Here is a 22549-nt window from a genome sequence, read left to right as displayed (position 1 = left end):
AGTAGTGCGTGTTTGATCGCTCACGCAAGGGTGAACACGCGTTGTTGATTCAGACCCACTCCGGTGGGCCTGCCGAAGAGGATGTGCTGGAGGAGTTCGCCGACCTTGCAAAGTCGGCGGGCGCCACGGTGGCGGCCACGCTCACCGCGCGCATCGACAAACCGAACCCGTCGACCCTGATCGGCAGCGGCAAGCTGGAAGAGATCAAGGCCGCTGCCGAGGCCACCGGCGCGGATCTGGTGTTGGTCAACCACACCTTGTCGCCGGGCCAGGAGCGCAATCTGGAGCGCTATCTGGAGCGGCGCGTGATCGACCGCACTGGCCTGATCCTGGACATCTTCGCGCAGCGGGCACGCAGCCACGAGGGCAAGTTGCAGGTGGAGCTGGCCCAGTTGCGGCATATGGCCACCCGGCTGGTCCGCGGCTGGACCCACCTGGAGCGTCAGCGCGGTGGTTCGATCGGCCTGCGCGGCCCTGGCGAAACCCAGCTGGAAACCGACCGTCGCCTGCTGCAGAAGCGGGTGGAGCAGTTGCAGCAGCGGCTGGAAAAGGTCGAGGTGCAGCGCACCCAGATGCGGCGCGCGCGCATGCGCAGCGAACTGCCGCGGATTGCGTTGGTCGGTTACACCAATGCCGGCAAATCCACGCTGTTCAACGCCTTGACCGGTGCGGAGGCCTACGTTGCCGACCAGTTGTTCGCCACGCTCGATCCCACCGTGCGCCGTATCGCGCTGCCCGGTGGCAGTGCGATCCTGGCCGACACGGTCGGCTTCGTGCGCGACCTGCCGCACCAACTGGTCGCCGCGTTCCGTTCGACCTTGTCCGAGGCGCGCGACGCCGATCTGCTGTTGCATATCGTCGATGCGGCCGACCCGCTGCGCGAGGAACGCATCCAGCAGGTCGATGAAGTGCTGCATGCGGTGGGTGCGGGCGATCTGCCGCAGCTGCTGGTGTTCAACAAGATCGACAAGATCGAAGGCGCGCAGGTGCGTCACGATGCGCAGGACGGCATTCCCGACCAGGCGCGGCGCGAGCGCGTGTGGGTCTCCGCGCGCGACGGACGCGGGCTGCAGGAACTGCAGCATGCGCTCGGGCAGCGACTGGACCTGCGCCATGTGACCGGGCAACTGCGGTTGCCGCCGTCGGCCGGCCGTCTGCGCTCGAAGTTGCATCAACTGGAAGTGGTGCGCGGCGAGGAGTCCGACGAGGACGGCTGGTTGCTGGACGTCGACCTGCCGATGGTCGAGGCAGAGCGCCTGGCTGCCGGCGACGACGGTGCGCCACTGCGCGCGATGCTGCCCGATCGTCGCGAAGACTGGGAGTCGTGATCGGCGCTGCAGGGTCGGCTTGTGCCGGCCGTGCAGATCGCCGTTGTCGGGGCAGGCTGATGGGTGCCAGCGCTGCGGCGATCGCGCCGCTTCGGCCGTGGCGTCCTGTTTGCTGGCACGACCGAATGCGTGTCTGCAGCAGTGGTGCGGGCGTAAGAACGTCTGCCGGCCGCCGCTATCCTTGTGATCCTGTCGCCAGCGCAGCCGATGGCCGCTGCCATCGGCTGCACACCGCCACTGAACCTCGGCCACGTCGTCACCGGCGCGGATTGGGCGCCAGCGCAGACAGGCGCGGCAAATTCGGCTAAAACGTCGGTTGCTCCTTTACTCGCCGTGCCCATGTCCATGTCCGCCGATTCCGAACTGCACCAGCTGGCCGAACGCCTCGGTCAACAGCTGCTTGCCGCGCGCGAGCGCCTGGTCACTGCCGAGAGCTGTACCGGTGGCTGGATCGCCAAGGCGGTCACCGATGTGGCGGGGTCCTCGCACTGGTTCGATTGCGGCATGGCCGCCTACAGCTACGAGGCCAAGCAGGCCTTGCTGGGGGTGCGGCCGCAGACGCTGGAAGTGCATGGTGCGGTCAGCCGCGAAACGGTGATCGAAATGGTGTCGGGTGCGCTGGTCAATTCCGGTGCGAGCATCGCGGTGGCGGTGACCGGCATCGCCGGCCCGGGTGGCGGCAGTGAGGACAAGCCGGTCGGCACGGTATGGATTGGCTGGAAGCGGCGCGGCGGCTATGCCACTGCGCAGTTGTTCCAGTTCGCTGGCGATCGCGATGCAGTGCGGCGTCAGACCGTGGTTGCCGCGCTGCAGGGCTTGAGCGCACTGCTCTAGTCTCCGTAAGGAAGAAGTCGCGCGCGCGCCTATGCTGCACGCAGTGCGACGCTGGCCGCGTTGATTGTCTCCGACAGCCAGCGATTGCGCAGTTCATGCATGGCTGCAATGCAGCTTTCACCGCAGTGCGTTCGCTGCGCGCTGCGCAGCTTCTGCCAGCGGTGTTGTCCAACCCCGTTCACTCGCTAAGGTGTGGCCTCACGCGACCTGCGGCGCTCGCCGCAGTGCATCGCGGGCTCTTTGTCGGGGGACAGGCATGCGCATGCAACAGCAACGCAGCACCGGGCTCGCGCTGGTGCTCTTCGCCGCCGCACAGGCATCGCCGCTGCATGCGCAAACGGCCACGCAGCAACAGCGCAACGAGCCGGCAACGCTGGCGGCCCTGAAGGTGACTGCGCAAAAGCGCGAGGAATCGCTGCAGAACGTGCCGGTGCTGGTCTCGGTATTGCCCGAGCAACTGCTGCAGGACAGCGGCGTGCACGACATCAAGGAACTGCAGGTGCTGGTGCCCGGCTTGATCGTGACCAGCAGTCAGAGCGCTGCGCAGACCACCGCGCGCATTCGCGGCATCGGCACGGTGGGCGACAACGCCGGGCTCGAATCCTCGGTCGGTGTGGTCATCGATGGGGTGGCGCGCGCACGCAACGGCGTGGGCTTTGCCGACCTCGGCGAGCTTGAGCGCATCGAGGTGTTGAAGGGGCCGCAAGGCACCGTGTTCGGCAAGAACACCTCGGCCGGCGTCATCAACGTGGTGACGCGTCGGCCCAGTTTTACCCGCAGCGCCGATGCCGAGATCACCGTGGGCAACTATGGCGCGCTCGGGATTGCCGGCGCCTTCAACGATGCGCTGGGCGACACCAGTGCCTTGCGCGTCTATGCGGCCAGGCGGCGTCGCGACGGCTTCGAACAGGTGGTCACCGGGGCCGGCCCGCGCACCGCCAGCGACGACGGGGATCAGAACCTGCGCACTGCGCGCGTGCAGTGGTTATGGGAACCCGGCGCCGACCTGGACATCAATCTGGCTGCCGACTACACCCGCCGCGAGGAAAACTGCTGCGTCACCGTCACCACCGAACGTGGGCCGACCGCAGCACTGATCGATGCGCTGGCACCAGGCGGGCAGGGCACGATTGCGCGTGCAGACCCGCAAGGCAGGCGTGCCTACAGCAATCGCAGCACCGCGCAGGATATCCAGGACAAGGGTGTGTCGGCGCAGCTGGATTGGACCACGCCGTGGCTGGGCAAGGCGGTGCTGACCTCGATCACCGCATTGCGCGACTGGACATCCATCAACGGCCTGGACTTCGACTACAGTGCGGCCGACATCCTCTACCGCGCGCCGCGCGAGGACGAGATGCTGACCCGGTTCAAGACCTTCAGCCAGGAACTGCGCCTAGCCGGATCGGGCGAGCGTCTGGACTGGATGGTCGGTGCGTTCTACGCCGACGAAACCCTGCATCGCAACGAGTCCTATCGCTTCGGCAGTGCCTACGAGCCGTATCTGTCCAGCGTGTTGCTTGCACGGGTTGATCCGGCGCTGGCCACCCGTGCGGATGCAACGCGCTTTCTCGCGGATGCCACCGGCTTGCCGGCCGGCACGCTGTTTCGCGGCCAGGGTAGCCACGATCGCTTTCGGCAGGATGGCACCAGTGCCGCGCTGTTCACCAACAACACCTGGCATGCCACCGATGCATTGGATGTGGTGGTTGGGCTGCGCTACACCTACGAGCACAAGGTATTGCAGTCGAGGTTCGAAAATCCCGATGGAAGCCCGGCGTGCGCCAGTTACTTCGCGGCCAACGGTCAGCTCGATCCGGCCGCATTGCGGCGTATCGGGGCCGCGCTGGTCGCGCGTGGCGTGCCTGCGTCGGCAGCGCCGACAATCGCACCACAAGTGGTCGGTTTCACCTGTCTGCCCTGGGCCAACGTCGCCCATGCCGGCCGTCGCACCGAGCAACGCCGCACCGAGCGCGAATGGTCGGGAACGGCGAAGCTGGCGTACCGCTGGAGCGATGCGGTGATGACCTATGTGTCCGCCGCACGCGGCTACAAGGCCGGCGGTTTCAACCTGGATCGCGTGCAGTCCTCCGATGGTTTGTCCAGCGGCGTGCAAGGCATCCTGCCGGTGGACGACACCGCGTTTCCCGGCGAATTCGTCGACAGTTACGAGCTCGGCGCCAAGACCAGCTGGCTCGGTGGCAACCTGCTGCTCAATGCCGCGCTGTTCTATCAGGACTTCAGCGACTTTCAGCTCAACAATTTCCTCGGGACCAGCTTCGTGGTGCGCGCCATTCCCAGCGTGGTGTCGCGCGGCATCGATGCCGAACTGCTGTGGCAGGGCGCCATGCCCGGCCTGATGGTGCAGGGCGGGCTCAGCTACACGGATACCGCGTATGGCGACGATCCGCTGCCGGACGCCGATCTGGCACTGCTGCCGGGCAGTCGTCTGAGCTTTGCGCCACGCTGGTCGGCCAATCTTTCGGTCAGCTACGAGCACGCGCTCGGCAATCGCATGACCGGCCGGTTCAATGTCGGCGCGAAGTATGTTTCCGAGTACAACGCCGGCTCCGATCTGGATCCGCAGAAGGCGCAACCGGGCTATGCGGTGCTCAATGCACGGCTGGGCATCGGCGCCGACGACAAGCGCTGGATGCTGGAAGCGTGGGCAGAAAATCTCGGCAACGAAACCTATCGCCAGATCGTCATCGATGCGCCGCTACAGGCGGGTTCGTGGAATGCATTTCTGGGTGCGCCGCGCACGTATGGGCTCACCTTGCGGTTGCGGTATTAGGTCTCGAAGGCCCAAGCACGGCAGTGCCAAGGCAGCAAGATGCATGCGCAAGCGCAACCTCGGCTAAGCCCGCAGGTATTCATGACGCGACAGGCACGTGCAGATCGGCTACAAACGAGGTCTCGTTTCCAACCTGCGTGCCGATGCTTCCGCTTTTTGCTCATGCGTTGTCGTTGTCGTTGCTGCGCCGATCTGCGGGCGCTGTCCTGGCATTGCTGGATGATCGGCGCGCAGGCGCGCGGCAGCCGAGGCCTGCGGCGGCCGGCCACCGCGCCGTCCTGCGCGCGAGCGATCATGCAGCCACAGCCGTTGCGCGTGGTCGTGCATGGTCAACAGGCGTTTGCAAGGAGCGCACACATGCAGCGATGCACGTTAACGCCATGCGGCCCGTTGCCGCAGCGCAATCGCAGGCGGTGTGCTGATGTGGGAAGCGCTCGGCACCGTTCGGGACCTGGGGCGGCTGCAGGAAATCGCTGCGGTGCTGATCCGTTACGGATTCGGCGATGTGGTGCGGCGCATCGGGCTGGCCGACGTGCTCGACCGTGCCGGCAAGCTGCTGCACTGGCATAACGCCGAGGGCCGCCTGCGCATGTCCGCCGCGACGCGGGTGCGGCGCGCGCTCGAGGAACTCGGGCCGACCTTCGTCAAGCTGGGGCAGGTGCTGGCCACGCGTGTGGACCTGCTGCCGCCGGAGTGGATCGAAGAGCTGAGCGAGCTGCAGAACGCAGTGCCTGCGTTGCCGTTCGAACAGATCCGCCCGCAACTGGTCGCAGCATTGGGCGCGGAGCCGGAAAGCGTGTTCGCACGGCTGGACGAACAGCCTCTGGCTGCGGCATCGCTGGCGCAGACGCATCGCGCCTGGCTGGCCGATGGCACACCGGTGGTGCTGAAGATCCGCCGCCCCGGCATCGGCGATGTCATCGATGCGGATCTGCGCCTGCTGGCACGCCTGGCGGAAATTGTGGAAACGCGTGCGCCCGATCTCAAGCGTTATCGCCCCGCCGAAGTGGTGCAGCAATTCACCGTCTCCCTGCGGCGCGAGCTCGATTTCGCCGCCGAGTGCCGCAATGCCGAGCGCATCGCAGCCAATTTCGTCAACGACCCCCAGGTGGTGGTGCCGTCCGTCTATTGGCAGTGGACCTGCGAATCGCTCAACGTGCAGGAATTCATCGACGGCATCCCGGGGCGGGATCTGGTCGCCGTGGATGCGGCCGGCCTGGACCGCAAGGCGCTCGCACGCACCGGCGCCGGGATCGTGCTGAAGATGGTGCTGCAGGATGGCTGTTTCCACGCCGACCCGCATCCGGGCAATATCTTTTATCTGCGCGACGGGCGCATCGCCGTCATCGATTTCGGCATGGTCGGGCGCGTTTCCGAGCAGCGCCGCTTCCAGGTCGCGCAACTGCTGCATGGCATGGTCAGCTACGACGCCGAAGCGGTCATCGACGTACTGCTGGAATGGGCCGGTACCAGCCTGGAGGTCGATGAGTCGCGGCTGCAGCAGGATATCGGTGCCTTCGTCGACGAGTACCGCGGGGTGCCGCTGAAGGAACTGCGCATCGGCGCGATGCTGGGCGATGTGACCTCGATCCTGCGCGATCACGGGCTGACCCTGCCGTCGGATCTGGCGCTGATGATCAAGGCGTTCCTCACGCTCGAAGGCATGGGGCGCCAGCTCGATCCGGATTTCGACATGGCCACCGAGGCGCGCCCGTATCTCGAACGCGTTGTGCTGCAGCGTTATGCACCCAGCGCAATGCTGCGGCGCAGCCGTCGCACCGTGACCGGCGCGATCGACCTGATCGGCGATCTGCCACGCGATCTCAAACGGCTGCTGCAGGCCGCACGGCGCGGCAAGCTGCAACTGCAGATCGAAACGCGTGCATTGCGCGAGTTCGGCGAGCAGGTCGATCGCGCGGCCAACCGGCTCACCATGGGGATCGTGACTGCCGCGCTGGTGATCGGCTCGTCGATCGTCATGAACAGTGTCGGCGGCAGTGCCAGCCGCTGGTTGCTCGCGTTGGGCGTCGGCGGGTTTATCGGTGCAGCCCTGTGCGGCGTCTGGATCCTGTTCTCCATCTGGCGCAGCCGCCGCTAGACGCGGCACATGCTGACCCCCGATTGCTGGACTGCGCATGGCGCACGACACGGCTATTGCGCAGGCGTCAGTTAGTAGTAATACTACTAACCATGGACCTGACCGATACCCAGCAAGCAATCCTGGCCTTGATCGCCGAGCGCATCGATGCCGACGGCGTACCGCCCTCGCAGACCGAGATCGCCCGCGCCTTCGGCTTCAAGGGTGTGCGCGGCGCGCAATACCATCTTGAGGCATTGGAGCAGGCCGGTGCGATCCGTCGCGTCCCCGGCCAGGCCCGCGGCATTCGTCTGGCCGGGCAGGGCGCCCAGCCGCGCACCCCGCCTGCCGCTGCAAACGAGCCGATGCGCGACGATGTGCTGCGTCTGCCGGTGCTGGGACGCGTGGCCGCAGGCCTGCCGATCGGCGCGGATATCGGCTCGGACGACTTCGTGGTGCTGGACCGGGTGTTCTTTTCGCCGTCGCCGGACTATCTGCTCAAGGTGCAGGGCGACTCGATGCGCGATGAAGGCATCTTCAACGGCGACCTGATCGGGGTGCACCGCACCCGCGACGCGCGCTCGGGGCAGATCGTGGTGGCGCGCATCGATGAGGAGATCACGGTCAAGCTGTTGAAGATCGGCAAGGACCGCATCCGCCTGCTGCCGCGCAATCCGGACTACGCGCCGATCGAAGTGTTGCCGGATCAGGATTTCGCGATCGAGGGCCTGTACTGCGGGCTGTTGAGGCCGAATCGTTGAGTACTGCGCCGATGGCCTCACTGGCGTTATCCCGAGCCGGTGCCGCAGGATTTCCCGCTGCCATTGCCATGGCCGCCTCCCTAATCTGAGTGTGTCGCAGCCAGTCTCAGTCTGTGCGATACACCGCCGCTACATTAGCCCTACACCGAAATCACTGACAAGGATCACCCAGATGGATGAGAACAAGAAGCGCGCCCTTTCCGCCGCACTGAGCCAGATCGAGAAGCAATTCGGCAAGGGCTCGGTGATGCGCATGGGCGACCGTGTGATCGAGGCCGTCGAAGTCATTCCGACCGGCTCGCTGATGTTGGACATCGCACTGGGGATCGGCGGCCTGCCCAAGGGCCGCGTGGTGGAGATCTACGGTCCGGAATCGTCGGGCAAGACCACCCTGACCCTGCAGGCGATTGCCGAGTGCCAGAAGAAGGGTGGCACCGCTGCCTTCATCGACGCCGAGCATGCGCTGGACCCGATCTACGCCGCCAAGCTGGGCGTCAATGTCGACGACCTGCTGCTGTCGCAGCCGGATACCGGCGAACAGGCGCTGGAAATCGCCGACATGTTGGTGCGTTCCGGTTCGGTGGACATCGTGGTGGTCGACTCGGTCGCCGCGCTGACCCCGAAGGCGGAAATCGAAGGCGAAATGGGTGACCAGCTGCCGGGCCTGCAGGCCCGCCTGATGAGTCAGGCGCTGCGCAAGCTGACCGGCAACATCAAGCGTTCCAACACGCTGGTGGTCTTCATTAACCAGCTGCGCCACAAGATCGGCGTGATGATGCCGGGCCAGAGCCCGGAAGTGACCACCGGCGGCAACGCGCTGAAATTCTATGCATCGGTGCGTCTGGACATCCGTCGTATCGGCGCGATCAAAAAGGGCGACGAAATCATCGGCAACCAGACCAAGATCAAGGTGGTCAAGAACAAGCTGGCGCCTCCGTTCAAGCAGGTCGTGACCGAAATCCTCTACGGCGAAGGCATCAGCCGCGAGGGTGAGCTGATCGACATGGGCGTGGAAGCCAAGCTGGTCGAGAAAGCCGGCGCCTGGTACAGCTACGGCGAAGAACGCATTGGGCAGGGCAAGGACAACGCGCGTGGCTATCTGCGCGACAACCCGCAGGTTGCGGTGCGGCTGGAAGCCGAGCTGCGCGAGAAGTTCCAGCCGGCCGAAGCGCCGCGCGAAGCCGGCGACGACGTCGAGAAGGAATAACAGCAGCCAGGCAGTGCGAGCCCAGCCGTCATCAGGCCGGTGTCTCGGCGGCAGCGCGAACCGGGACGTCCGCGTGGGCCATCCCCGGTTCCCCCTGCCGGCCGCGTCCGCCTGATGGCAGAACGGCAGCACTAATGGCTGTGGCAGGTTTTCTATCGCGGGGACGGCGGAGTCAGTGCCGTCGCTTCCCGCGGTAGATCTATTGAAGGCCAGGAGGGCAGGCGCCATGGACGGCGCATTGATGCTGTGTGGTTTTGGTACTCGGGACACCCACGATGGACGAGCAACAGCCCGCGCCAAAGCGGGGACGCCGGTTCAAGGAACAGACGCCGGTCCAACGCGCACTGGGATTGCTGGTGCGGCGCGAGCATTCGCGCAAGGAATTGAACCGCAAGCTGCTGGCACGCGGTATCGAGCCGGACGCTGCACAGGCGGCCGTGGAGCGCCTGGCTGACGAGGGGTGGCAGGACGACACCCGTTTTGCGGCCTCGGTCGTGCGCAATCGCGCAGGCTCGGGCTACGGCCCACTGCATATCCGCGCCGAGCTCGGAACCCATGGCCTGGACAGCGATGCCATCAGCGCCGCAATGGCGACATTTGAGGGCGACTGGACCGAAAACGCGCGCGATCTGATCCGGCGTCGCTTTGGCGACCAGGGCCCCACCGATCTGCCGCAACGGCGCAAGGCCGCCGATCTGCTGGCCCGGCGTGGTTTCGATGGCAACAGCATTCGTAGCGCCACGCGCTTCGACCTTGAGGACTGAGGGCGTCAGGCCTGCTACCCTTCGTGGTTTCAGGTTGTTCCGCTCATCTGCGCCCACATCTCATTGGGTGACCGGGACTGCCGCCCGCCCAATGCCAGCACATGAACGCACCTGCCAAATTCAGCACTTCCCAGATTCGTAGTGACTTCCTCGCGTTCTTCGAGGGGAAGGGCCACACCATCGTGCCATCCGCGCCGCTGGTGCCGGGCAACGACCCGACCTTGCTGTTCACCAACTCCGGCATGGTCCAGTTCAAGGACGTCTTCCTCGGCGCGGAGAAGCGCAGCTACTTGCGCGCGGCCGACGTACAGCGCTGCCTGCGTGCCGGCGGCAAGCACAACGATCTGGATTCGGTGGGCTACACCGCGCGCCATCACACCTTCTTCGAGATGCTGGGTAACTGGTCGTTCGGCGACTACTTCAAGAAGGACGCCATCAGCTGGGCCTGGGAGCTGCTGACCCAGGTCTGGAAGCTGCCGGCCGAGCGGTTGCTGGTCACCGTCTACCACACCGACGAAGAAGCCTTCGCGCTGTGGCGCGACATGATCGGTATTCCGGAAAGCCGCATCGTGCGCATCGGCGACAACAAGGGTGCGCCGTACGCGTCGGACAACTTCTGGCAGATGGCCGATACCGGCCCGTGTGGTCCTTGCACCGAGATCTTCTTCGACCACGGCGACCATATCGCCGGTGGCCCCCCGGGCTCCCCGGACGAGGATGGCGACCGCTTCATCGAGATCTGGAACCTGGTGTTCATGCAGTTCGACCGCCAGCCCGACGGCACCCTGGTGCCGCTGCCGGCGCCGTGCGTGGACACCGGCATGGGCCTGGAGCGCCTGGCTGCGATCCTGCAGCACGTGCATACCAACTACGAGATCGATCTGTTCCAGGCCTTGATCGGCAAGGCCAGCGCGCTGACCGGCGTCACCGATCTGGAGAACAAGTCGCTGCGGGTGATCGCCGATCACATCCGCGCCTGTTCGTTCCTGATCGTCGACGGTGTGCTGCCGTCCAACGAAGGCCGCGGCTATGTGCTGCGCCGGATCATCCGGCGTGCGCTGCGTCACGGCTGGATGCTGGGGGTACGCCAGCCGTTCTTCAGCAAGATGGTGCCGACCCTGGTCGAGCTGATGGGCGAGGCCTATCCCGAACTGGTGGTCGCGCGGGAGACCGTCGCGCGCGCACTGCTGGCCGAGGAAGAGCGTTTTGCCGAAACGCTGGACGCCGGCATGAAGATCTTCGACGACGTCGCCGCGCGCGCGCAGGAAGTGATTCCCGGCGCCGATGCGTTCCGCCTTTTCGATACCTACGGGTTCCCGGTCGATCTCACCTCCGACATCGCACGCGAGCGCGGCTTGCGCGTGGACATGGAGGGCTTCGAGTTCGCCATGGAGCGTCAGCGCGAGACCGCGCGTGCCGCCGGCAAGTTCGGTGGCGGCGTCGCATTGCCGGCCGATCTGGTCGCCACCATGTCGCCGACGGTGTTTCTGGGCTACGAGGCCTATGACGCCGATGCGCTCAAGGTCGTGGCGTTGCTCAAGCAGGGCCGCCCGGTCGAACGTGCGGAAGCCGGCGACGAAGTCATCGTGTTCACCGACCGGACGCCGTTCTATGCCGAGTCCGGTGGACAGGTTGGCGATAGCGGCCAGCTGAGCGGTAGCGATGTCTCCATCGAGATCACCGACACCCAGAAGTTTGCCGGCCAGTTCCATGGCCATGTCGGGCGCATCACCGAAGGTGCGCTGGCATTGGGCGATGTGCTGGCAGGAGGCATCGACGTGCAGCGTCGCGGCAAGACCATCCTCAACCACTCGGCCACGCATCTGCTGCATGCGGCCCTGCGCGAGGTGCTGGGCACGCATGTGCAGCAGAAGGGCTCGCTGGTTGCACCGGACCGCTTGCGGTTCGACTTCTCGCACTTCCAGCCGATCACGCCCGAAGAGCTCGCCGTGATCGAGCGCAAGGTCAACGCCGAAGTGCGCACCAACCACAGCGTGGAAGTGCACAACATGGCCATGCAGGAGGCGCTGGATTTCGGCGCGATGGCCCTGTTCGGCGAAAAGTACGGCGAGAACGTGCGCGTGCTGAAGATGGGCGGCTATTCCACCGAGCTCTGCGGCGGCACCCATGTCACCCGCACCGGCGACATCGGCTTGTTCAAGATCACTTCCGAAGGCGGTGTGTCCTCGGGCGTGCGTCGCATCGAGGCGGTGACCGGGCAGGGCGCGCTGGACCATGTCGCCGATGAGGAGCGACGTCTGCTCGAGGCGGCCAGCCTGCTCGGCGGCAATGCCACCGAGGTGGTCGACAAGGTTCGCGCGCTCACCGAACGTCAGAAGCGGCTCGAGCGTGAGCTGGAGTCGCTCAAGGCCAAGCTGGCCTCCGGCGCAACTGCAGACCTGGGTTCCGGCGCGGTCGATGTGGCAGGCGTCAAGGTGGTCGCCGTGCGTCTGGAGGGCTTCGATGCCAAGGCGTTGCGCGATGCGATGGATCGCCTCAAGCAGCAGTTGGGCGACTCGGTCATCGTGTTGGCAGGCGCCGCTGGCGGCAAGGTTGCGCTTGTGGCCGGCGTGAACGGCAGCCCAACTGGCAAGGTGAAGGCGGGGGAACTCCTTGGCCATATCGCCAGTCAGATCGGAGGCAAGGGCGGCGGTCGTCCGGATCTCGCCCAGGGTGGTGGCGAGGATGGTCCCGCCCTTGCGACCGCGCTGGAAGGCGTGGCCTCCTGGGTCAAGCAACACTTGGGCTGAACACTTGTCCTGGTATGCCTTGCTGGTTGGCAGGGTGTCCCGCTACCATTTCCGGTCTATTCCCTTTACCTAGAGCGCGCCTCGTCAGTCGGCCGCCGATGCTGGTGGGAAACCCACCGGTTCCAGGAGATTTGCAAAATGTTGATCCTCACTCGCCGGGTAGGCGAAACCTTGATGATCGGCGACTCGGTCACTGTGACCGTACTCGGCGTCAAGGGTAATCAGGTGCGTATCGGCATCACCGCACCGAAAGATGTTGCTGTACACCGCGAAGAAATCTATCAGCGGATCCAGCGTGGGGATGAGCCGGTCGCTTCCGGTGCGCATCAGGGCGACGATTCTTCGAATTGATCGTCATAAAGGGTTTACGTTAGCCCCTCTTACCCGGTATTCTTCGCGGCCTGCAACGGACACCGCGGCAGGACGCAAAAAACTGGAGCGATGCCCGAGCGGCTGAAGGGGCTCCCCTGCTAAGGGAGTATAGGGTCAAAAACTCTATCGAGGGTTCGAATCCCTCTCGCTCCGCCAGTGTTCTAGACGCCCGCAAATCCCTGATTTGCGGGCGTTTTCATTTGTGCCGGCAGTTCAGTGACGGTCTGCATTGGCATTGCTGGCGCAACGCCGGCGGCTGTGCGGGCCGCAGCATCTGAACTGCCACGAACGCGCTGCGGGCAGCGATTCAAGTAAGCCGGGCACGGGTCGCTAAGGCTGTGACACCTCTCTCGGATCTCACCCCGATGCGCCTGCCGCCGCTGCTTGGACGCCTGTTTTCTTCACTGAGCCGTGGGCTGCAGCACAAGGCCGATGCGGTGGACCGGGTGATGGCGGTAATCGAGTTCGATCTGGATGGCCGCATCCTGCACGCGAACCAGAACTTCCTGTCGCTGATGGGCTACCGGCTGGACGAAGTCGTCGGTCAGCATCACCGCATGTTCGTGACCCCCAGCGACCGCGACAGCGAAAGCTATCGACAGTTCTGGCAGGCGCTGCGTCGCGGCGACTTCAACGCCGGGCGATTCTGCCGGCTGGACAAGAACGGGCGCGAGGTATGGATCAACGCCTCCTACAATCCGTTGCTGGATCGCGCGGGCAAGGCCTATCGGGTGGTCAAGTACGCCACCGACATCACCGCGCAGGTCCGCCAGACCGCCGACTTCGAAGGCCGCATCGATGCGATCGACAAGGTCATGGCGGTCATCGAGTTTTCGCTGGATGGCACGGTGCTCGATGCCAACGAGAATTTCCTTGCGGTGATGGGCTACCGGCTCGATGAGATTCGCGGCAAGCACCATGGCATGTTCGTGGACGCGCAAACGCGTCAGTCGGCGGCCTATCGCGCGTTCTGGGACAAGCTCGGGCGCGGCGCGTTCGACGCGGGGCGCTACAAGCGCCTCAACAAGGACGGCAGCGAGGTGTGGATCCAGGCGTCCTACAACCCGGTGCTCGACGAGCACGGGCGGCCTTACAAGGTGGTCAAGTACGCCACCGACGTGACCCGTCAGGTGATCGATTCGGCCGACGCCGATGGTCGCATCCAGGCCATCGACAAGGTGATGGGCGTGATCGAGTTCGATCTGCAAGGGCGCGTGTTGAGTGCCAACGACAACTTCCTGGCCATTTTGGGGTACTCCGCCGAGGAGGCGATCGGCCAGCATCACCGCATCTTCGTGGACGCAAACTACGGTGCCTCCGAAGACTATCGGCATTTCTGGGCGAAGCTGGCGCGTGGGCAATTCGATGCGGGCCGCTACCGCCGGCTGCGCAAGGACGGCAGTCCGGTGTGGATCCAGGCGTCCTATAACCCGATCCTGGATGTGTCCGGTCGTCCGTACAAGGTGGTCAAGTACGCCACCGATGTCACCGATCAGGTGCGCTCGGCCGAGCGCATGCGTCAGTTGATGCAGCAGACCATGAGCATTGCGCAGAACGTGCAGCGCGAGGCGCACCATATTTCGGTCAGCAACCAGGACCTAGTGAGCCGCTCGTCAACGCAGTCGGCAGCCGTGGCGCAGACCTCGACCACCATCGATCAGCTGGCAGAAACCGTGCGCAGCAATTCCGACAGCGCCGGTTCGGCGCAGCGCATGGCCGAGGCATCGGCCGATGTGGCGCTGCGCGGCGCCACCGTCATCGCCGACATGGTCAAGACCACGGCGGGCATTCGCGCGGCCACCGACCGTATCGGCCAGATCATCGAGGTGATCGACGGCATCGCGTTCCAGACCAATATTCTGGCCTTGAATGCAGCCGTGGAAGCGGCACGCGCTGGCGAGCAGGGGCGTGGATTTGCCGTGGTGGCGACCGAGGTGCGTAGCCTGGCGCAGCGCTGCAGTGTCTCGGCAAAGGAAATTCGTGGCTTGATCGACAACGCGACCGACCAGGTGGGCGACGGTTCGCGCCTGGCCGAGCAGGCCGGGGCGGTGATGCAGGACATGGTCGGTTCGGTGCTGCGGGTCACCGCCACCGTGGAGCAGATTGCCGCTGCCAGTCAGGAGCAGGCGCGGGATATTTCCACCGCCAACACCGCGCTGCAATCGGTCGGTGTGCAGGCGCGCGACCAGGCGCAGATGGTCGGCGATCTGGCGCGCTCTGCACGTGTGCTGGAAGCCGATGCCGACGCGCTGTTTGCCCTGGTCAATGGCGATAGTGATGGTGATGGTGATGGCGATGGCGCCATAGCGGCGGTGCGCAGCGAGACCCCTAGCAAGTCGCTTGCCAGGCCTGCCAGGCCGCAGGCCGCGTGATCTCGCGCAGTGATGCAGTACTGCGCGGCGTTGGCGTTGGCGATGCGTTGCGTCAAGCGTTGCAGCGTCATCGCAGGCGTTCTGCAATCAGCGTTACTTGAGCACAAAAAAAGCCCGCCGGAAGCGTAATGCTGTTCACTTAAGCAATTGAGTTACCGAAAATCTGGTATCAGACCTCTGGTATCGGATTTTTTGTGTCCCTTCAACAGCAGCTGTTCGACCTTGGCGATCTGTTCAACTTCTCCGACCTGAGCACGTTTACGCAGAATATTCCGGTGGAGTGGGTGGCCAGCGCGCTGGAACTGTCTTCCAAGGCCAGCATCCGGCGTCGGCGTCTTCCCAGTGATCAGGTGTTGTGGCTTGTCCTGGGCATGGCGTTGTTCCGTGACGAACCGGTGCACGAGGTCGCACGTCGTTTGAACATCTGCGCACAAGGGCTGGCCTCAGAAGATCTGTTGGCTCGCAGCGGTGTCAGTCAGGCGCGCGCGCGACTGGGCGCCGACCCGGTCCACCACCTGTTTGCAACGACTGGGGCGCAGTGGGGATGCGAACGCTACAAAGGCGATGAATGGCAGGGATTGCAGGTCTTTGCCGTGGATGGCGCGCTGCTGCGGACGCCAGACACTGAAGAACTGCGCGAACATTTTGGTTCCGGTAATACCAGCACGGACCGTCAGACACCATTTCCCATGCTGCGATTGGTTGCACTGATGAACGTACGCTCGCATGTCTTGCTCAATGCCCAGCTCAGTCCGTACCGGCGCAGCGAAATTCGCTTGAGCGAGCCGTTTCTACACTCCATTCCCGACCATTCGGTCACCTTGTTCGACAAAGGATTCTGGAGCGCTGATCTGTTGCTTTCGCTAGCCAACACTGGCACTGCACGCCACTGGCTGACACCAGCACGCAAAGGCCTGGTGGCTGAGGAAATCACGCGTTATGGCACTGATGATCGGTTACTGCGCATGCGTGTCTCGCCGCAGGCCAGAAAACGCAATCCAGCGCTTCCCACGCACTGGGACGTACGTGAAGTGAGCTATCTGCATCAGGGGAAGAGAAAGTCGGTGCTGACCTCGTTGCCTGTCACCACTTACAGCACCAAGTCTGTCGCACTGCTTTACCAGGAGCGATGGGAAATCGAACTGAGTTTGCGCGACATCAAAAGCTCGATGCAGCACAACGCGACGACCTTACGTAGCAAGAAGATCGACTTGGTGTACCAGGAGGTCTGGGGGTTGCTGCTGGCTTACAACATCATTCGACGTGAAGCCGGTCAGGCAGCGGAGGCGTTTGGCAAAACGCCTTCGGACATCCGATTCAAACCGGTTTGCCAGTACATCGCAGTGCAACTCATCGTGATGGCCGCAGCCAATCCAGCTTCCGCCACAGGAAGACGCTTATCCCAGCTTCGCTCAGGCATCGCGAGCCTGTTCCTCGATCACCGTCCAAGGCCTACCCGGCCAAGGACGGTGAAGATCTCGAAGACCCGCTATCCGGTAGATCGGAAGGCTGCTCCGCTTAAGTGAACAGCATTACGCCGGAAGCGGGCTTTTTGATATCGGCAAATCTCCAGTGTGCAGCGTGCCGGCTTGTCGGCGGCACGCTGCGCGCTGAGCTGGTGCCGCTTACTTCGGCAGGTCGAACACCAGCACTTCCGCATCGCGTGCATCGGCCAGCACGATTTCCGGCTCGTCGGTGATCTGCAGCGCATCACCGGCCGACAGCGCCTGGCCATTGACGCTCAGGCTGCCGCGCGCCACCTGCACGTAGCCGATGCGGCCGTCGGCCAGCGGCTGCTGCAGGCGCACCTCGCCATCGAGGATCGAGGCATACAGGCGCGCATCCTGATGCAGGCGCAGCGAGCCGTGCTCGCCACCGGGCGAGGCGATCAGACGCAGCTGGTTGCGCTTGCTGTCGGCATCGAAATGCTTCTCCTCGTAGCTGGGCTCGATGCCGCTGCGCTCGGGCATCACCCAGATCTGCAGGAAGTGCACCGGTTCGCTGGCGGAGTGGTTGAACTCGCTGTGGCTGACGCCGCTGCCGGCGCTCATGCGCTGCACATCGCCGTAGTGCAGCACCGAGCCGGTGCCCATGCTGTCCTTGTGCTCCAGTGCGCCGCCCAGCACGTAGGAAATGATCTCCATGTCGCGGTGGGCGTGGGTGCCGAAGCCTTCGCCCGGGATCACCTTGTCTTCGTTGATCACCCGCAGCGGGCCGATGCCCATGTGGCGCGGGTCGTGGTAACTGGCGAAGGAGAAGGTATGGCGCGAGGACAGCCAGCCATGTTCGGCGCGGCCACGGGTTTCGCTCTTGCGGACATTCAACATGCTGCTTCTCCTTGAAAGGGTTGGTGTCGCCAGGGAACGAATCGGTGTCCCGGCGGCTTGATGGCTAGTCTCTACCTCCGCGCCGGCGTCAAAAAGCGAGTAGATTTGGCCGCTATCATCGAAAAAATCGAACAATGAAAATCAGCCTGGAAGCGTTGCAGATCCTGGATGCGATCGACCGCCGCGGCTCGTTCACGGCCGCGTCCAAGGTGTTGTTCAAGGTGCCGTCGACGATTTCCTACACGGTCTCCAAGCTGGAGGACGATCTGGGTGTGCAGCTGTTTGAGCGGGTCGGCCCCAAGGCGACACCGACGCAGGCCGGGCGCGAACTGCTGCGCGAAGGGCGGCAGCTGCTGCGGGCTGCGCAGGAGCTGGAGGTGCGGGTGCGGCGGGTGGCGTCGGGTTGGGAGTCGGACTTTGCGATCGGGCTGGATGCGATCCTGCCTGTGGACTTGCTGCAGGCGCAGATCCTGGACTTCTACACGGTGGCCGACAGCACCCGCCTGCGCGTGGTGAGCGAATCCTTGTCCGGCAGCTGGGAGGCGTTGCTGGATCGGCGCGTGGACCTGATCGTGGCGGCGGGCGAGGGGCCGAGCGGTGGTGGCTATGTCGCCGAGACGATCGGCACGCTGGGCTTCGTGTTCGCGGTGGCCTCCACGCATCCGCTGGCGGGCGCCGGCCTGCTGGGCGCGGCCGAGCTGGCCGAACACCGTGCGATCGCGGTGGCGGATTCGGCGCGGCGTCTGCTGCCACGCACGGTCGGCCTGCTCTCCGCGCGCGATGTGCTCACCGTGCCGGACATGCAGGCCAAGCTGCAGTTGCAGCTGGCCGGCGCCGGCTACGGCTTTCTGCCCGAGCCGTATGCGCGCGGCGCACTGCAGGACGGCCGGCTGTGCGCGCTGGAGGTGGAGCCCCGTAAACCTGATGAAACCTTCTACCTGGCATGGCGGCCGGGCGAGGAGGGCGAGGCATTGGGCTGGTGGCGGCGCGCACTGCGCCGCGATGGACTGTTCGATGGCTGGTTGCAGTCGCTTGCCGAAACGTATCGTTCCGTCGCCGCCGGGCAGTCGCGTGCGTGAGGAAGGGCGGATAATGGGCCCTCGCCGTCGCGCAGGGTTGCCGCATGCAAGGCTTGATCGAACAGTACGGATTGGCGCTGGTCTTTGCCAACGTGCTGGCGTTGTCGCTGGGCTTGCCGGTGCCGGCGCTGCCGACCCTGGTGCTGGTCGGTGCCGGCTACGCGCTGCAGGGCGGCAGTGACGCCTGGCTGGCCGGATTGATGGCGTTGGCAGTGTCGGTGCTGGCGAGTCTGCTCGGTGACCTGGCCTGGTATCTGGCCGGCCGCCGTTTCGGCAATCGCACCCTGCAGTCGCTGTGCCGGCTGTCGCTGTCGCGCGATACCTGCATGAAGAAGACCGAGCGGTTCTTCTCGCGCTGGGGTGTGCGGGTATTGGCGGTGGCCAAGTTCATGCCCGGTCTGTCGATGGTTTCGGTGCCGATGGCCGGTGCGATGCGGGTGCGCCCGGCGGCATTCCTGCGCTACGACGCCCTGGGTGCGTCGCTGTGGGCGTTCGTCGGGCTGAGCCTGGGCGCGCTGTTCGCGCATCAGGTGCAGGACGTGCTCGCGTTGCTGTCGGATCTGGGCTCCGGTGCGGTGGTCGTGCTGGGCGTGTTGCTGGCCTGCTATGTCGGCTGGCGTTGGTGGCGGCGGCATGCCTTGCTGCGTTCGCTGGAGCACGCGCGTATCGCGGTGGACGAGTTGGTGCTGCTGCTCGATGGCGACGAAGCGCTACGGCCGACGGTGCTGGACATCCGTGCGCCGGGCCATCGCGATCTGCAGCCGTATACGATTCCCGGCGCGGTGTTTGCCGACGAGCGTCAGCTTGCGCAGATCCTGGCCAGCGTGCCGCGCGATCGCAGTGTGGTGATTTATTGCGCGTGTCCGGACGAGGTGTCGGCGGCGTGGTTGGCCGGTCGGATGCGCGAGCGCGGATATCGCGACGTGCTGCCGTTGCTGGGTGGGCTGGATGCATGGCGCGACGCCGGGCATCCGGTGACCTCGCTGCTGCCGGTGGCGGTGGTTGCCCGTACCGATGATGTGCTGGGCGCGATGGCCTGACCGCAGTGACGCGATGTCCTGCGGCGCGCGTGCTGGTCTTTGGCGCCTGCTGCTTTGCGTTCGCTGCGTGGTAACAGCGCTGCCACGCCGTGCACTCGAACGACAGGCAAAAAAAAGACCAGCAAGCTGGTCGTTTTCTTCAAGATTGGTGCGCCCGGAGAGATTCGAACTCCCGACCGCCTGGTTCGTAGCCAGGTACTCTATCCAACTGAGCTACGGGCGCATTATCTTGTTTTGACTTGCATTTCTAACTTGCAGATCCTTCGCAATGCGATCGGACCCTTGTAACTAAAAAGACAGCGGTTGAAGGCTGTCTCTTATTGTTCTGAAGATGGTGCGCCCGGAGAGATTCGAACTCCCGACCGCCTGGTTCGTAGCCAGGTACTCTATCCAACTGAGCTACGGGCGCGTCGTCAGGAGCGGAATTATGCGGATGCCCGGAGTCCTCGTCAATCCCTTTGTGACATTCGATTGTCGCTACCCTCATCGCCAAGACGCCTGCGCAGTGTAGCGGCCACGGCGGCAGGCGTCTTCATCCATGCGAAGTGATCGCTGCGCGCGCCCAGTTGCGCATCGTCCAAGGCAACACGTTCGGCACGTGCCTGCGGCATTTTCTGCAGCAAGGCCTGCAAGGCGCCGGGCGGGCCGAAGCGGTCGCGTGCGAGGGTCACTGCGCTGATCGGCAGATCGAGTTGGCCCAGCGCCTGCTCAAGATCCCACCATGTGCCTGCCGCGCGATAGCGATTGCTGCGACCGACCTGCGCCCAATCGGCGATCAGGCTGCGCGCCTCGGTGCCGCCGAAACCGAGCGTTCGCCCGTGCAGCAAGCCTTGCGTGCGTGCCAGCCATGGCAGCAGCCGGAAGATCAGCGGCAGGCCGTAGCGCATCGGCACCGGGAAATTGCGTCAGTACGGCGAGCCGCTGGCGACCAGCCACAGCTGCGCAATCCGGGCCGGCTGCAACGCCGCATGGCAGCAAGCCAGTTGGCCGCCGAGACTGTGGCCGCCCAGCACGCACGGCAGTTGCGGGTCATGCAGGTCGAGCAGCGCGCGGCTGGCAGGGATATCGTCGGCAAGCAGCGTGCGATAGCCCCAGTCGTGCTCGCGCGAGGGGCGCAGGGTGCTGCTGCCGTTGCCGCGCCACTCGTGCAGGTACACCGCAATGCCGGCGCCGGCCAGGGCGTGCGCGAACGGCTGGTAGTGCCGGGCGGCAACGCCCAGTGCCGGCAGCCACAGCAGGCTGGCGATCGGCCGCGCCGGTGCGTGGCGCAGCACCTGCCAGGCATGTCCATCCGCTGCGGTAGCTGCAAGCGTGCTGGCCTGCACGCTCATGGGCTGGGCGCGGCACCGAAATGGTCCAGCACCAGCACCTCGCCGTGCCCTGGGCTGTGGCCGAGGCGGATGGCGCGCGCAACGTAGTCGATGGCCGCTTCGCAGGCGTTGAGCAGGGACAGGCCCTGGCACAGCTGCGCGGCAATGGCCGCCGACAGGCTGCAGCCGGTGCCATGCGCATCGACCTGCAGGCGCGGATGCATGAACACGTCCTGGGTGACGCCGTCATCGAAGCGGTCGATCACCCGCGCGCCTTCGTGCAGGTGACCGCCCTTGAGCAGCACCGCATTGGCGCCGAGTTCGAGCAGGGCGGCGGTGGCGTGCTCGGCGGCATCGGCATCGTCGATGCGGCGGCCGGTCAGCAGTTCGGCTTCGGGCGTATTGGGTGTGATCAGCGTGGCCAGCGGCAGTAGACGCGTGCGCACGGCCTCCAGCGCGGCGTCTTCGAGCAGGCGGGCGCCACTGGTGGACACCATCACCGGGTCGAGCACCACGAACGGTGGGCGGTGGGTTTCGAGCAGATCGGCCACGCAATGGATGACCTCGGCATTGGCGAGCATGCCGAGCTTGACCGCCTGAATCTCGAAGTCCGCAAAGCAGGCATCGATCTGCGCCCGCAGAAACGCGACCGGGGGGATATGCACGGCAGTGACGGCGCGGGTGTTCTGCGCGGTCAATGCGGCGATCGCCGACAAGCCGTGCACGCGGTGCGCGGCGAAGGTCTTGAGGTCGGCCTGGATGCCGGCACCACCGCCGGAATCGGAGCCGGCGATGGTCAGGGCGGACAGCGTGCTGGACGTGGTCATGGGGGGATTCTGCACTGCTGCCTGACGGATGTGCGGATCAGCGCGTGCGCCAGCGACGCCATTGCAGGGAGGCAACGTAGCCGGCACCGGTCACTCCGGTCAGGCCGGCCGGCAGGTAGAGCGCGTCGTAGTGCCAGCGCTGGAACAGCCAGGTGCCGAGCATGCTCCCGCCGAGAAAGCCGCCGATGATCAGCCCGCTCAGCGTGAGCCGGCGCACCTGCAGCGGGCGCCCGCGCAGCAGGTGCCCCAGGCCGATGCCCAGGTCGGTGAACATGCCGCTCAGGTGCGTGGTGCGGACCGCGGCGCCACTGAGGGTGGTGGCCATGGCGTTCTGCAGCCCGCAGGCGCCTGCGGCGACCAGCGCGCCGCCGACATGGTGCAGCTTGAACAGCGGGATCGCGGCCAGCAACAGCAGCGCTTCGAGCAGCAGCGCCGCGCCGTAGCGCTGTCCCAACCGCAAGACATCGTCCTGGATGATCAGGCCGCTGAGCATGGCGCCTGCGCAGAACGCGATCAGGATGCCCCAGAGAAAGCCGATCTCCGGTGCGCTGTTCTGCACCAGGGCCACGCCGAGCAGGCTGGTGGTGCCGGTGAGGTGGCTGACCACCTGATGCTCGGAGCCCAGGTAGCCGACCACGTTGACCATGCCGGCCACGCCCGACAACGCCACCGCGCCGATCCAGACCCAGCGCGGCAGCAGGATTCCCATT

At 65.2% G+C, this 22549-nt stretch carries 16 protein-coding genes, 3 tRNA genes and 1 pseudogene; 14 read left to right on the top strand and 6 right to left on the bottom strand.

Annotation, left to right across the window (positions count from 1 at the left end; all coding sequences use genetic code 11):
- Positions 1-8 precede the first annotated feature (8 nt).
- The 12 genes from hflX to XARJCFBP2528_RS18105 all read left to right on the top strand — a co-directional run bounded on the left by hflX (position 9) and on the right by XARJCFBP2528_RS18105 (position 16782).
- Positions 9-1328 carry a ribosome rescue GTPase HflX gene (gene hflX / locus XARJCFBP2528_RS18160; protein WP_026064897.1) on the top strand — a complete coding sequence of 440 codons (1320 nt, stop codon included), beginning with the start codon at positions 9-11 and terminating at the stop codon, positions 1326-1328.
- 339 nt (positions 1329-1667) lie between these two features.
- Positions 1668-2162, top strand: coding sequence for a CinA family protein (locus XARJCFBP2528_RS18155; protein ID WP_026064896.1), 495 nt, complete (start codon positions 1668-1670; stop codon positions 2160-2162).
- 262 nt (positions 2163-2424) lie between these two features.
- Entirely contained in the window at positions 2425-4953 is a 2529-nt protein-coding gene (locus tag XARJCFBP2528_RS18150; protein WP_230673815.1) for a TonB-dependent receptor, read from the top strand.
- Positions 4954-5374: 421 nt separating this feature from the next.
- On the top strand, positions 5375-7051 hold the full coding sequence (ubiB, locus tag XARJCFBP2528_RS18145) for a 2-polyprenylphenol 6-hydroxylase (RefSeq protein WP_016904263.1): 1677 nt from the start codon (positions 5375-5377) through the stop codon (positions 7049-7051).
- 92 nt (positions 7052-7143) lie between these two features.
- Positions 7144-7791, top strand: coding sequence for a transcriptional repressor LexA (gene lexA, locus XARJCFBP2528_RS18140; RefSeq protein ID WP_016904264.1), 648 nt, complete (start codon positions 7144-7146; stop codon positions 7789-7791).
- A gap of 172 nt (positions 7792-7963) precedes the next feature.
- Complete coding sequence (gene recA / locus XARJCFBP2528_RS18135; RefSeq protein ID WP_016904265.1) at positions 7964-8998, top strand: recombinase RecA; 1035 nt, start codon at positions 7964-7966, stop codon at positions 8996-8998.
- 275 nt (positions 8999-9273) lie between these two features.
- Positions 9274-9762 carry a recombination regulator RecX gene (gene recX, locus XARJCFBP2528_RS18130; RefSeq protein ID WP_016904266.1) on the top strand — a complete coding sequence of 163 codons (489 nt, stop codon included), beginning with the start codon at positions 9274-9276 and terminating at the stop codon, positions 9760-9762.
- A 101-nt stretch (positions 9763-9863) separates the two neighbouring features.
- Positions 9864-12512: an alanine--tRNA ligase gene (alaS, locus tag XARJCFBP2528_RS18125; RefSeq protein ID WP_016904267.1), complete on the top strand. Its 2649-nt coding sequence runs from the start codon at positions 9864-9866 to the stop codon at positions 12510-12512.
- Positions 12513-12650: 138 nt separating this feature from the next.
- Positions 12651-12863 (top strand): carbon storage regulator CsrA, encoded by a 213-nt coding sequence (csrA, locus tag XARJCFBP2528_RS18120; protein ID WP_024939585.1) that lies wholly within the window; start codon positions 12651-12653, stop codon positions 12861-12863.
- A gap of 84 nt (positions 12864-12947) precedes the next feature.
- Positions 12948-13040: transfer RNA gene (locus tag XARJCFBP2528_RS18115), tRNA-Ser, on the top strand.
- Positions 13041-13276: 236 nt separating this feature from the next.
- Complete coding sequence (locus XARJCFBP2528_RS18110) at positions 13277-15256, top strand: methyl-accepting chemotaxis protein (RefSeq protein WP_026064760.1); 1980 nt, start codon at positions 13277-13279, stop codon at positions 15254-15256.
- 194 nt (positions 15257-15450) lie between these two features.
- Entirely contained in the window at positions 15451-16782 is a 1332-nt protein-coding gene (locus XARJCFBP2528_RS18105) for an IS4 family transposase (protein WP_080959819.1), read from the top strand.
- A gap of 99 nt (positions 16783-16881) precedes the next feature.
- On the opposite strand, the gene XARJCFBP2528_RS18100 is transcribed toward XARJCFBP2528_RS18105, so the two are convergent.
- On the bottom strand, positions 16882-17583 hold the full coding sequence (locus XARJCFBP2528_RS18100; RefSeq protein WP_016905008.1) for a pirin family protein: 702 nt from the start codon (positions 17581-17583) through the stop codon (positions 16882-16884).
- Between the two features lie 134 nt (positions 17584-17717).
- Here XARJCFBP2528_RS18100 and XARJCFBP2528_RS18095 point away from each other — a divergent pair, with 134 nt between their 5' ends.
- Positions 17718-18662: a LysR family transcriptional regulator gene (locus XARJCFBP2528_RS18095; protein ID WP_016905009.1), complete on the top strand. Its 945-nt coding sequence runs from the start codon at positions 17718-17720 to the stop codon at positions 18660-18662.
- Positions 18663-18706: 44 nt separating this feature from the next.
- Positions 18707-19702, top strand: a complete 996-nt coding sequence (locus XARJCFBP2528_RS18090; RefSeq protein WP_016905010.1) for a DedA family protein/thiosulfate sulfurtransferase GlpE — start codon at positions 18707-18709, stop codon at positions 19700-19702.
- 146 nt (positions 19703-19848) lie between these two features.
- Here the strand turns inward: XARJCFBP2528_RS18090 and XARJCFBP2528_RS18085 are convergent.
- The 5 genes and pseudogenes from XARJCFBP2528_RS18085 to XARJCFBP2528_RS18060 form a co-directional block, all read right to left on the bottom strand.
- Positions 19849-19925: transfer RNA gene (locus tag XARJCFBP2528_RS18085), tRNA-Arg, on the bottom strand.
- Between the two features lie 109 nt (positions 19926-20034).
- Positions 20035-20111 (bottom strand) — tRNA-Arg (locus tag XARJCFBP2528_RS18080).
- 40 nt (positions 20112-20151) lie between these two features.
- Positions 20152-21033: pseudogene (locus XARJCFBP2528_RS22880) on the bottom strand (alpha/beta hydrolase family protein).
- Positions 21030-21839 (bottom strand): bifunctional hydroxymethylpyrimidine kinase/phosphomethylpyrimidine kinase, encoded by an 810-nt coding sequence (gene thiD, locus XARJCFBP2528_RS18065; RefSeq protein ID WP_016904788.1) that lies wholly within the window; start codon positions 21837-21839, stop codon positions 21030-21032. The pseudogene XARJCFBP2528_RS22880 and the gene thiD overlap by 4 nt, the downstream one beginning before the upstream one ends.
- Positions 21840-21876: 37 nt before the next feature.
- Positions 21877-22548 carry a YoaK family protein gene (locus XARJCFBP2528_RS18060; RefSeq protein WP_016904787.1) on the bottom strand — a complete coding sequence of 224 codons (672 nt, stop codon included), beginning with the start codon at positions 22546-22548 and terminating at the stop codon, positions 21877-21879.
- Position 22549: the final 1 nt, after the last annotated feature.

Source organism: Xanthomonas arboricola pv. juglandis, assembly GCF_001013475.1.
GTDB lineage: Bacteria > Pseudomonadota > Gammaproteobacteria > Xanthomonadales > Xanthomonadaceae > Xanthomonas > Xanthomonas arboricola.
The sequence above is the reverse complement of the archived record's forward strand: the minus strand, read 5'-3'. Positions and strand labels throughout refer to the sequence as shown.